This window comes from Variovorax sp. VRV01, from assembly GCF_014852545.1.
Taxonomy (GTDB): domain Bacteria; phylum Pseudomonadota; class Gammaproteobacteria; order Burkholderiales; family Burkholderiaceae_C; genus Variovorax; species Variovorax beijingensis_A.
Genome location: NZ_JACVBS010000004.1, coordinates 230,778 through 243,714, shown reverse-complemented (window position 1 = coordinate 243,714; position 12,937 = coordinate 230,778). Strand labels below are relative to the sequence as shown.

The 12,937-nt window shown below is 70.5% G+C and carries 2 protein-coding genes; both read right to left on the bottom strand.

The genetic code is table 11. From position 1 onward, the window contains the following. Position 1 precedes the first annotated feature (1 nt). Positions 2 to 5,002: a non-ribosomal peptide synthetase gene (locus IB278_RS09445; protein WP_192323279.1), complete on the bottom strand. Its 5,001-nt coding sequence runs from the start codon at positions 5,000 to 5,002 to the stop codon at positions 2 to 4. Then, positions 4,999 to 12,339: a polyketide synthase gene (locus IB278_RS09440; RefSeq protein WP_192323278.1), complete on the bottom strand. Its 7,341-nt coding sequence runs from the start codon at positions 12,337 to 12,339 to the stop codon at positions 4,999 to 5,001. Before IB278_RS09440 ends, IB278_RS09445 begins: the two co-directional genes overlap by 4 nt. Between the last annotated feature and the right edge of the window lie 598 nt (positions 12,340 to 12,937).

Genomic DNA, 12,937 nt, shown 5'->3' with positions numbered 1-12,937 from the left:
ATCACTCCTTGCGCAGCCAGTTGCCGAAGGCGCGGCTCAGCAGGCCGTCGCCGCGCGCCGCACCCTTGAGGTTGCCGAGCGGCAGTTTTCCGAGATCCGAGAGCTCCGCGTCCTCCGCGGCCTGGTGCGCGGACGAGGCGATCTGCCCGAGGTTCTCGAACAGGTAGCGGCGCGACTGCACGCGGTAGCCCAGCGTCGTCTCGGCCTGCTGGATCGCACGCAGCACGAGCAGCGAATCTCCGCCGAGGTCGAAGAAGTTGTCGCTCGGGCGGATGTCGTTGACATCGATCCCGATCACCGAGGCCCAGATCTGCGCGAGCCGCGCGTGCTCGGGGTTCAGGATGGTGCTTTCCGCCGCGGCACCGGCCGGCGCATCCACCGGCGCTGCAGCCCTGAGCGGATCGACGGCGGCGAGCCTGCGCAGGTAGACGGCGCTCCCGGAGCCTTCTTCGCTCGCAAGCTCGGCCAGCGAGGCCTCGGGGCGATCAGCCACTTTCTGCAGCAGTTCGAGATAGCGGTCGCGCAGCTGTGCCCCGGTCTCGCGCAGGTAGATGTCGGCGTTGTAGATCAGTGCGCCTTCCAGCCCGTGCGGCTTGTCCATCAGCCACACGCCGATGTCGTCGGTGGCGCCGCGCTGCATCAGGTGCAGCTGCCGCGTCTGCAGGCTGCCGAGCCGGCGCGCACGGTCGCGCGCATCCTGGAAAGAGAACATCGCCTGGTAGGGCCCGACCGCGCGGATGCGCGCGGCCAGAGCGGGCTCCGCCATCAGGCGCTCGAACGGCACCTGCTGGTAGTTCATGAGCGAGAGAAGCTCGCGCTTCACGTAGCGCATGAACTCCGGGAGCGGCTGTTGCAGGCCGACCTGCAGCGACACCGGCAGCACGTTGTTGAAGAAGCCCATCACGTCCTCGGTCTCGGGCTGCTGCCGGCCCCGCACCGGGTTGGCGATGACGATGGTCTCGGACCTGATGATGCTGCTCATGGCAAACGCATACACGCCGAAGGTCAGCATGCTGAGCGTCACGTCCATGTCGCGCGCCACCTTGCGCAGTTGCTGCGTGACGGCGAGGTCGACGCGGATCCAGTGGGCGCCGCCCTGGCCGCTCTTGCCGGCGCGCCGCGGCATGTCGGTGTTGGGCAGGCGCGGCATCGGCGCGCTTGCAAAGCGCTTGAGCCAGAAGTCGAGCTGGTCCTGGAACGAGGGCTCCTTCATCCAGCTGGCCAGCCACTCGGCATAGTCGCCCTGCGTGGTGGCGATGGGCGCGAGCGCATGCGGCCGGCCGCGCTCCGCCGCGTCGTAGATGGCGGAGAGTTCGCGCTGCAGCAGGTCGAAGGACCAGCCGTCCCAGATCAGGTGGTGCGGCACGAAGACGAACACATGCTCGTGCACGTCGAGCTGGAACACCGCCGCATGCAGCATCGGCGCGCGGTGGATGTCGATCGGCCGGTCGGCGAGCTCCTGCATGCGTTCGGCCAGCTCGGCCTCGCGCTGGTCGGCCGGCAGGTTGCGCAGGTCGATGAAGGGCAGCGAGAAATCCACCGACTCCGCGATCAGCTGGGCCGGCTGGCCGGTGTGCGGATCGGTGCCCATGCGGGTGCGCATGGCGGGCTGGCGGCGGATGATTTCCTTGAACGCGGCCTCGAAGCGCTGCGCATCGAAGACGCCGGTCAGGCGCTGCGCCGCGGGCGCGTTGTAGACCGAGCGGCCCGGGTGCAGGTCTTCCATGAAGCGGATGCGCTCCTGCGCGGGCGTGAGCGGTGCAGTCTTGCGGTCCATGCGGCAGGGCAGCGGTGCCTGCGCGCCGGCGCCCGCGTTCTGCAGGCCCTCGACCACGGCGGCCAGCTTCTCGGGCGTGGGCGCCTCGAACAGCGAGCGCAGCGGCAGCGTGATCTGGAATTCGCGGCTCAGAAGCGTGGTCAGGCGCGAGGCCAGCAGCGAATGCCCGCCCATCGTGAAGAAGTCGTCGCGCATGTCCAGGCCCGGCAGGCTCAGCACCTTTTCCATGGTGGCGAGCACCTTGCGTTCGCATTCGGTGCGCGGGCCGGCGCCGCGCCGCGCCTCGTCGCGCGACACCGCCTGCGGCGCGGGCAGCGAGATGCGGTCGATCTTGCCGTTGGGCAGCGTGGGCAGTGCGTCCAGCGCCACCACGTGCTGCGGCAGCATGAAGGCCGGCAGGTGTTCGCGCAGGTGCGCCATCAGCACGTCCAGTTCGAAGTCGACACCGGGCGTCAGCGCCAGGTAGGCCACCAGCCGGACATCGCCCGGGCTGTCTTCGCGCGCCACCACCACGCAGCGCGACACGCCGGCCACCTCGCAGCAGCGTGCCTCGATCTCGCCGGGCTCGATGCGGTAGCCCCGCACCTTGAGCTGGAAGTCGAGCCGGCCCAGGTGCTCGATGAGCCCGTCGTTGCGCCAGCGGCCGCGGTCGCCGGTGCGGTACACCGTCTTGGCGCTGCCGAAGATGCGCGCGGCAACGAAGCGCTCGGCCGTGAGTTCGGGGCGGTCGATGTAGCCCAGTGCGAGGCCGTCGCCTGCGATGCAGATCTCGCCCGGCACGCCGATCGGGCAGGGCTGCAGGTCGGCATCGAGGATCCATATCTCGGTGTTGTCGACCGGGTGGCCGATCGACACGCCGCGCGATGCGACGACATCGGGGCGCACCAGCCAGGCCGTGGAATACACGGTGGTCTCGGTCGGCCCGTAGCCGTTCCAGAATTCGTCCGTGCGCTCGCACAGCGCGAGCGCCATGCTGGGCCGCAGCGCTTCGCCGCCGGTCCAGCCGCGGAAACCGGGCGCGCCGGGCCACTGGGCGTCGAGCAGCAGCTGCCACATGCCGGGCGTGGCCTGCAGGAAAGTGATGCGCTCTTCCTTGAGCAGCCGGCACAGGCGGTTGCCGTCCATGGCCACCTCGCGCTGCACCATCACGATCTCGGAGCCGCCCGACAGCGGCAGCAGCAGGTCCGGCACCGCCATGTCGAAGGACAGGGTGGTCACCGCGGCGATCCGGTCGTTTGCGCTCAGGCCCGACTTGCGCTGCATCCACTGCAGCAGGACCACCACCGAATGGTGCCGCGCACACACGCCCTTGGGCACGCCGGTGGAGCCCGAGGTGTAGATCACGTAGGCGCCGTCGTCGGGGCCGGCATCGTCGCCGCTCGGCGGCAGCGGCTCGCCGCTTTCCTGCTGCCAGGCGCTGTGGCGGTCGATCTCGAACACCCGCTCGGCCGCGTCGGCGCGCCAGTTGCGCGGCGCCGCCCCGATGTCCGACGAGGTCAGCAGCAGGCAGAGCCCGGCGTCCCTGGCGTAGTGCTCGAGCCGAGCCTGCGGAAACCCGGGATCGAGCGGCACGTAGGCCGCGCCCGCCTTGAGCACGGCCACCAGCGCGGTGACCATCTCGATGCTGCGCTCCAGGCACAGCCCCACGCGCTCGCCGCGGCGGACACCGCGCGCGCGCAGCGCCCGCGCCAGGCGGTTGGACTCGGCATCGAGCTCGGCATAGCTGCAGACCCGCGCACCGTCGCGCACCGCGGGGCGCTCGGGCTGCAGCGGCACGCGCGCCAGGAAGCGGGCCAGTGCATGCGGCGCGCTCTCCAGCGGCGTGCGCGGCGGCTGCAGCGCGACCAATTCCTGCGCGGCCTCGGCCGACAGCACCTCGAGCCGGCCGACCGTCTCGCCGGGGTTGCGCACCGCCGAGCGGAGCACGCACTCGAAGATGTCGAGCCAGCGCTGCACCGTGGCCTCGTCGAACAGGTCCGAGTTGTACTGCGCCTCGATCTGCAGGCCGCCGTCGAGCGGACGCAGGTTCAGGAAGAGCTCGAAGTTCTCGTACTGGCGCGCGATCGTGTCCTGTGCGACTTCGAGGCCCGGGAAGGTTTGCGCGCTGCTTGCCACGTCGGGGTCGACGTTGAACGCCACGCTCACCAGCGGCAGCCGGCTCGGGTCGCGCTGCAGCGACAGCTTGCCCAGCAAGGCGCCATAGGTGAGCGCCTGGTGCTCGAAGGCGTCGAGCACCGTGGTGCTGCATTCGCTCAGCATGGCATCGAAGCGAAGCTGGGCATGAACCGCCACGCGCAGCGGCAGCAGGTTCACGCAGTGGCCCACCAGGCCGGGCATGTCGCGCGCGACCTGGCCCGACGCGGGGATGCCCACCACGATGTCGTCCTGCCCCGTGAGCCGGTGCAGCGTGGCGATGAAGCCGCTGAACAGGCCCGCGAACAGGCTGGCGCCGGTCTTCGCGCTCATGGAGCGCAGGCTGCTCACGAGGCGGCGGTCGAGCAGGCGCTCGGCGCGCTGCGAATGGAAGGTGCGCACGGCGGGCCGCGGATGGTCCACCGGCAGTTCGAGCACGGGCAGGGTGCCGCCGGCGAAGCGCTCCAGCCAGTAGTCCACGTGCGGCTGCATGTCCGGATGCGCGGCCTCGGCGGCTTCCTCTGCCGCGAACTCCGCATAGCTGGGCGCGGCCTTCAGTGGCTGGCCGCTGCCGGTCTGCTCGGCATAGAGATGGCCGAGCTGCTCGGTGATGACCATCCAGGACCAGCCGTCGCACACCACGTGGTGGGCCGACATCACGAGTTCATGCTCGGCCTCGCCCAGCCTGCAGAGCACCGCGCGGAACAGCGGGCCGTGCTCCAGCGAGAAGGGCGTGCAGACCGCTTCGTCGTGCGCGGCCTTCAGCGCCTGCTCGCGGGCCTCGGGCAGGAGGCCGCTGAGGTCCTGCTGCTCCAGCAGGCCTTCGCCGGGCCGGCCGACCAGCATGCAGCTGCCGTCCGGCGAGATGGTGGCGCGCAGCGCCTGGTGGCGCTCGACCAGCCGCGCAACGGCACGTCCCATGGCGGCGGTGTCCAGCGGCCCGCGCAGGCGCAGCAGCACCGATTCGTTGTAGGCCAGCGAGGCGTCGGTGCTCATCGTCGCGCCGAGCCAGATCTCGCGCTGCGATTCGGTTGTCGGTATGACGCACTCGATGAGGCCGCCGGTGGCGGCGGGGCGGAGAACGGCGTTCATGCTGCGGCCTTTCCATTGATGAGGGGGGAGGGGCTCGCGGCGTCGGGCACGTACCAGAAGGGCTGGCCGTCGACATCGCGGGCGAGCACGGAGCCGTCTTCCTCGCAGCGCTTGCGGTAGTCGAAACCCGTGATCACCGTGGCGCGGCGCGGCAGGAAGCCGGATTCCTGCATCTCGGCCACCGACTCCTTGAAGACGCGCTGGATGGTGGCGATGTCCTCGGCGCTGTGCGCGCTGGTGAGGAAGCAGGGGAAGTTGTCCAGGATGTGCACGCCGCGGCTGCGCATCATGGCGAACAGCAGGTCCTGCAGCGGATGCTCCTCGAGCCAGCTCACGCGCCAGAGCGAGGCGAACTGGCGGATCGCGATCGGCGCACCCACCTCGGCGCACCAGGCCGTGAGCTCGTCGGCCATGGTGGCGGTGCTGCCTGTGAGGCCGGCCTGCAGCGAGGGGCCGGCTTCCTTCAGGTGCGTGAGCGAAGCCTTGGCCGCGGCCAGCGCGAGCGGATGCCGCACGAAGGTGCCGGCAAAGTAGGTCACGCCGACGCCGGGAATCGAGTCGTCGCCGTACTGCCAGGCGCCGCCGTCGAGCGCGTCCATGAAGGCCCGTTTGCCGGCGATCACGCCCACCGGAAAGCCGCCGCCGATTACCTTGCCGTAGGTGGCGAGGTCGGCGCGCACGCCGAACAGTTCCTGCGCGCCGCCAAGGCCGACACGAAAGCCCGTGATGACCTCGTCGAAGATGAAGCAGGTGCCGCTCTTCTCGGTGATGGCGCGCACTTCCTGCAAAAACTCGCGCGGCTGGAAGTCGGGCCGGCGGCTTTGCACCGGCTCGGCCAGCACCGCGGCCAGGTCGTCGGCGTTCTCGCGGATGAAGGCCAGCGCCTCCGCCGTGCCGTAGTCCAGCACGCGGATGTCGCCGAACATGCCGCTCATCACGCCCGGCGCGGCCGACAGGCCACGGCCGCCCTTGCCGGCGCGCACCAGCACCTCGTCGAAGGTGCCATGGTAGGAGCCGGTGAACACCACCACGGTGCTGCGCCCGGTGACCGTGCGCGCGATGCGCAGCGCGGCCATCACGGCTTCCGAGCCGGTGTTGCACAGGGCGGCGCGGTCGCAGCCCGTGAGCTCGCAGATGAGGCCGGTGACGTCGGCCGCCAGCGGATGCTGCGGCCCGATCTCGTAGCCCGCATCGAGCTGCTTGCGCACCGCTTCCTGCACGAAGTCGGGCTGCCAGCCGAACATGTTCATGCCGAAGCCGTTGAGGGCGTCGACGTATTCGTTGCCATCCAGGTCCCAGAGCCTGGAGCCCTTGGAGCGCTCGATGACGATCTGGTAGGTGATCTCCTTGGTCAGCGGCCGGAAGCCGTTGACCACGCGCGGGTCGGCCATGTGCGGCCGGTTGGCCTGCGTGAACTGCTTGCTCTTTTGCGTGCGCTCCACATAGCGCCGCATGAAGGCCGCGAGCCGCGCCTTCTGCCGGCCGCTCGGCTCGGCGGTGCGCTGGGTGTGGATGCGCGCGATCGCGCCGAAGGCCTTGGTGACGTCGTAGCGCTGCGGTTCCCTGGCCGGTGCTTCGTCGGCGGCGGGCTGCGCCGCGACGGTGGCGGAGGCAGCGGTGCTTGCGGCAGCCGCCGGCATGGCGGGCGCAGCGGGCAGCGCGTCCATGCCTGCGCCCGACAGCAGCGCGAGCTGGCGCCGCATCAGTTCCATCTGCTGCGCCACCAGCTGCACGATCGGCCCGCTGCCGATGTCGCCGCCAGCGGCCGGTGCGGTCACCCCGGGCAGAAACGCGGCCGGCGGCTGCGCGGCCGCCACCTGCACCGGCGCGGCCATGGTCAGCGGCACCGCGGCGGTGGATGCAGGCACGGCCGCAACCACGGGCTCGGGCGGCAGGCTCTCGCGCAGGAACGCGGACAGGGTGTCGAAGCTGCGGTAGTTCTCCATGAGCTGGCGAAAGCTCAGGTTCACCTTGAAGCGTTTCTTGATCTGCGTGGCGACCTGCGTCAGCGTGAGCGAATCCAGGCCCAGCTCGCCGAAGGCGGCATGTCCCTCGGCCTGCATCATGTCGATGCCGGAGATGTCCTCGAACAGGGATCGCAAGCGCGCGTCCATGGACTCGGTGGACGCGGTGGAAGCAGGTGAAGGAAGTGGCGGGGACACTGCAGCTGTCACGGTCGGCTCCAAGAAGGTGGGTGGAACGGAGAGCGCGGGCGCGGATGGGGCAACGGCCAGCGAGGCCGGCGGCGAAACTGGCGGCACGATGGCCGGGCTCGCCGCAGCCGCTGCGATGTCGACCCAGAAACGCTTGCGTTCGAAGGGATAGGTGGGCAGGCGCACGCGCTGTGCGCCGGTACGAACGGAAAGGCGCGACAGCTCCACGTCCGCGCCGCATGTCCAGAGGCGGGCCAGCGCCAGGCGCAGCGTGCGGGCCTCGTCGGCGGGCTCGCCGTGCAGCAGCGGCATCACTTCGGCCGCGCCGTGCTGGCGCACCAGCGTGGCCAGCGTGTTGCGGGGGCCCACTTCGATGAAGAGCGGGCGGGCCGCCTGCGCCATGGCGCTGCGCACGGCGGGCGAGAACTGGACGGTGCTGCGCAGGTGGCGGGCCCAGTAGGCGGGGCTGGTGGCCTCGGCGTCCTCGAGCAGGCGGCCCGTGAGCGTCGAGAAGATCGGCACCGTGGGCGCATGCAGCGCCACCTCGCCGACCAGCGCCTCGAACGGCGCGACGGCGCCATCCATCATCGAGGAATGGAAGGCATGCGAGGTCTGCAGCTGGCGGCTCGCGATGTCCTCTTCCTGCAGCGAGGCGCGCAGCGTTTCGATCGCGTCGAACGGGCCGGCCACCACGCAGGCCGTGGGGCCGTTGTCCGCGGCCAGCGAGAGCAGCGGGCCGAGCCGGGCCGAGAGTTCGGCCGCGCCCAGGCGCACCGACAGCATCGCGCCCGCGGGCTGCGCCTGCATGAGCGCGCCGCGGCGGGCCACCAGCCGGGCCGCGTCTTCCAGCCGCATCACGCCGGCGATCACCGCGGCAACGAACTCGCCCACGCTGTGCCCGATGAGCGCATGCGGCCGCACGCCCAGCGAGAGCAGCCGGCGCGCCAGCGCGTACTCGATGGCGAAGATCGCGGGCTGCGTGACGGCGGTGGGCAGCAGCGCCTGCGGGTCGTCGCCGAACATGCGCTCGCGCAGGTCGAAATCCACCGCGCTGCCGAAGGCCTTCAGGCAGGTGTCGAAGGCGGCCGCGAACACCGGGTCGTTGGCATGCAGGATCTTGCCCATGCCGGTGTACTGCGCACCCTGGCCCGGAAACATCAGCACCGGCTGCGGCGCGCGCGCATCGACGCGGCCGCTGGCGCGCCACGGGCTGTCGCCTGCGCGCAGCGCGGCCACGGCTTGTGCGGCATCGCCGGCCACCACCGCGCGGCGGAAGGCATGCGCCTTGCGGCCCACGCTCAGCGTATAGGCGACATCGGCCAGCGGCACGCCGGGCGTGGCATCGAGATGCGCGGCCAGCTGTTCCGTGGCCACGGCCAGCGCGGCTTCCGAGCGGGCCGAGATCGGCAGCACCTGCGGCCCTGAGGCGCTGGCCGAGGTGGGCCGCGCGGGTGCTTCCTCGAGGATGACGTGCGCATTGGTGCCGCCCACGCCGAAGGCGCTGACGCCGGCGCGCCGCGGCTGGCCGGTGCGCGGCCAGGCCTGCAGGCTGCCGCTCACGTAGAAGGGCGTGCGCGCGAAGTCGATCGCCGGGTTGGGCGCGCTGAAGTGCGCGGTCGGCGGAATCGCTTCATGGTGCAGCGAGAGCGCCGCCTTGATGAGGCCGGCCGCTCCCGCGGCCGTCACCATGTGGCCGACGTTGCTCTTGAGCGAGCCGAGCGTGCAGTAGCCGAGCGCGCCGGTGTGCTCGGCATAGGCGCAGGTCAGCGCCTCGACCTCGACCGGGTCGCCCATCGGCGTGGCGGTGCCGTGCGCCTCGACGTAGGAGATGCTGCGCGCGTCCACGTTGGCCGCCGCCAGCGCCGCGCGGATCACCGCGGCCTGCCCGTCCACGCTGGGCGCGGTGAAGCTGGCCTTGGTGCCGCCGTCGTTGTTGACGCAGGCGCTGCGCAGCACCGCGTAGATGGTGTCGCCGTCGGCCTGCGCATCGGCCAGGCGCTTGAGCAGCACCACCGCGGCGCCGTCGCTGAAGACCGTGCCCTGCGCCTGCGCGTCGAAGCTGCGCGTGTGCCCGTCGGGCGAGAGCATCGAGCCTTCCTGGTACAGGTAGCCGCTGCGCGGCGGGCAGGTGACGGAAGCGCCGCCGGCCAGCGCCATGTAGCACTGGCCGGTGCGCAGTGCGTGGAAGGCATGGGCCACGGCCACCAGCGAGGTCGAGCAGGCGGTATGGATGCTCACCGCCGGCCCCGTCAGATTGAGCCGGTTGGCCACGCGCGTGGTGATGTAGTCCTTCTCGTTGGCCAGCATCACCTGGAACTCGCCCACCGCTTCGATCAGGTCGGGCCGCGTGGCGACGTGGCGCTGGAAGTAGCTGGCGTTGTACATGCCGGCATACACGCCCACCGGGCCCGGTGCGGCATCGGGCACGTAGCCCGCGCGCTCCAGGCATTCCCAGCAGATCTCGAGGAACACGCGCTGCTGCGGGTCCATCAGCGCGGCTTCCTTCGGGCCGATGCCGAAGAAGGCGGCATCGAAGTTCTCGATGCCCCCGATCACGCCGCGGGCCCGCACGTAGGCCGGGTCCTTGCGCAGCGCTTCGCTCACGCCGGCATCGAGCGTGTCGTCGTCGAAGAAGCTGATGGTGTCGCGGCCGGCGACGAGGTTCTCCCAGAACTGCTCGACATCGGCCGCCCCCGGGAAGCGGCCCGCGGTGGCGATCAGCGCGATGGCCTCCGACATGTGGGCGTCGGGCTCGGCGAGCGGCTGTTGTTGCGGCTCGTGCCCCGTGCGCGGCACTGCGGCCGGTGCGGGTGCCGCATCGTCGGCGCCGGCCGTCTCCAGTTCGGCGGCGATGGCGCTCGGCGTCGGATGGCGGAAGAACAGGTTGGTCGACAGCGGCTGCGCGCTGTCCTGCTGCAATTCGGCCAACACCTGCAGCACGCGCAGCGAGTCGCCGCCCAGGTCGAAGAAGTTGTCGTTGCGCCCCACCTTCTCGATGTGCAGGGCGCGGGCGAAGGCTTCGCACACGCGCTGCTCGGCGGCGCTGCGCGCTTCCTCGAAGGGCTGCGCGAGATCGGGCCGCTCGGCCGCCGGTTCGGGCAGCGCGCGGCGGTCGAGCTTGCCGTTGGGCGTGACCGGCAGCTGCGCAAGCCAGACCTGCGCGGAGGGCAGCAGCGCCGCAGGCAGGCGCGCGGCCAGGTGCGCGCGCAGGGCATCCCACGAGAGCCTGTGCGAGCGCGCGACGAGGTAGGCCACCAGCCGCAGCTGCCCATCGGCGTCGGGCCGCGCATCGACGGCGCAGGCCTGGATCGCGGGATGCGAGAGGATGGCCATCTCGACCTCGCCGGTCTCGATGCGGTGGCCGTGGATCTTGACCTGGCCGTCGCGCCGGCCGATGAATTCGAGGGTGCCGTCAGGCAGCCAGCGCGCCAGGTCGCCGGTGCGGTAGAGGCGCTCGCCCGGCGCGCCGAACGGATCGGGCACGAAGCGTTCCGCGGTCAATTGCGGCTGCCGCAGGTAGCCGCGCGCCAGCCCGTGCCCGCCGATGCACAGCTCGCCCACCAACCCGGTTGGCAGCAGGTCCATCGAAGGGCTCAGCACGCGCAGCACGGTGTCCTTGATGGGCCGACCGAGCGGCACCGAGCGCAGCTCGGCGGGCAGTGCCGGAATGCGGTGGGTGGCCGCGAAGGTGGTGCATTCGGTCGGCCCGTAGCCGTTGCTGAGCGCAAGCGCAGGAAGCGCGGCCAGCGCGCGCCGCACGTGCGGCACCGAGAGCGCTTCGCCGCCGGTGATGAGATGCCGCAGTCCCGAAAGATGCGCCGGGTCGTCGTCGATCACCGCGTTGAACAGCGCCGCAGTGAGCCAGGCGGTGTGCACGCCGTGGCGCGCAATGGTGCGGGCCAGGCCCGCGCCCGTGGGCACGCGCTCGCCGTGCACCACGCAGCAGCCGCCGTTGAGCAGCGGTCCCCAGATCTCGAAGGTGGCGGCATCGAAGCCGAGCGGCGCCGCATGCAGCACGCTGCGGCCCGGCGCCAGTTCCGCATAGTCGACGCCGATGACCAGGCGCAGGATCGCGCGGTGGCAGATCTCGATGCCCTTGGGCGTGCCCGTGGAGCCCGAGGTGTACATCACGTAGGCCACCGATTCGCCGTCGATCGCGGGAGCGCTCCAGGGCGCGGACCCGGTCTCCCCGGCTTCATCGAGCAGCAGCAGCGCACGGGACGCGGGCACCAGGTGGCGCAGCGCCGAGGTGCTGACCACCTGCTGCGCGTTCGCCTGGTCGAGCATGAAGGCGATGCGTTCGGGCGGGAAATCCGTCGGCACCGGCACATAGGCCGCGCCGGCCTTGAGGATGCCCAGTTGCGCCACCACGGCCTCGATCGACCTGTCGAGCACCAGTCCCACGTTGTCGCCCGCACGCACGCCCAGGTGCTGCAGGCGGTGCGCGAGCTGGCCGGACTGGCGCTCGAGTTCGCCGTAGCTCATCTGCGCATCGCCCTGCGCGAGCGCCACGGCATCGGGCGCGGCCGCGGCCTGGCGGGCGAACATGCCCACCACGGTGAGGCGCCGGTCCAGGGGAGTGGGGGGCGTGTTCCAGCCGGCGAGCTGGTGCTCGCGGTCGGCGGGGGGGAGGGTGCGGATCTCGTCCAGCGGGCAATCGGGCCGGTCGATCAGATCGGCGGCTGTGTCGGCAATGGCCGCGAGCAGCTGCTGCACCGATGCCGCGTCCAGCAGGCTTGCTGCCGCACTGGCGCGAAGGCGCGGCGCGTCCGATGCGGTGGTGCTCAACCAGAGAAGGAGGGGGGCCTGGACGCCGTCGGCGCCGGGGTCGCCGCGCAGCCAGAGAACTTTCGGCGACGGCTCCGGCGAGCCTGCAGTGGCGGCCTGGCGCCGTTCCCGGTCGAGCGATGCCAGCCAGGTGCGAGCCGATGGGGTCGGATCCGGCTGCTGCTCGCCGAGCCAACGCGCCTGGAGCAGGAGCCACGCCGCCGAGAAGGGGGTGTCGGGCAACTGGCCGGTGGCGTCGATCCAGTGCGTCCAGCGCTGCATGCCCTGCTCCCCGAGCGCCACCGAGCCCTGGATCCGTTCATCCGGCCTGTCCGAATTGAGGCGCGAGACGAACAGATCATCCAACGAAAGTCGGGGGGGCGCGGATTGCGCCGAATCGGCTATTTGAATTTTCATAGAAAAGATGGAAAAAAGAATTCATGCAATAGACGAGGGTTCATGAATTGGCAATTGGCCAATAAAATTAGGTAGTACGTTAGTTTCTATTTCGAGGTAATCCTAGAGGCTTTGTCCGACGCGGTGTTGATCAAAGTTTGTCGGGTTACATTACCGAATCATTCGTTACATATTCGTACTACCTCATATCGCTCGAACAGGGTAACCAGCGCCAAATTCGGGCGCCTTTCCCCGATTCCGTCCGAACCGGGGAGTAGGCGTTTTTCCCGGAAAGGCACCGGCCCAGGAAACCCACTGTATGAATTGCGCCCCCTGTGCGCATGAGCAATGCGCCCCCTTCCAAGGGAGACAATCGCCCCCGCCCACCGTGCCCGGAACCATGACAAAGCGCCTGCCGAACGCAGCGCAAGCCGCTGCGGCCAAAGCCGAATGCGCCAGAAAACGGGGGAAACGGGTAGAAGCGAAACAGGGGAGTGCGGACGCCTTGCGTTCCCTGCGCCGGATACGGCGGCGGGTTGACCGGAAGCTGAATTGGCGGAGGACGCCTGGTGAAACGGATGTAATCCCCACCCTGTTCCGGATGCGGTAGCCATTAATT

Excerpts from the sequence above, each read along its gene's own strand:
- IB278_RS09440 (WP_192323278.1), bottom strand. The coding sequence starts at position 12,339 with ATGAAAATTCAAATAGCCGATTCGGCGCAATCCGCGCCCCCCCGACTT.
- IB278_RS09445 (WP_192323279.1), bottom strand. The coding sequence starts at position 5,002 with ATGAACGCCGTTCTCCGCCCCGCCGCCACCGGCGGCCTCATCGAGTGC.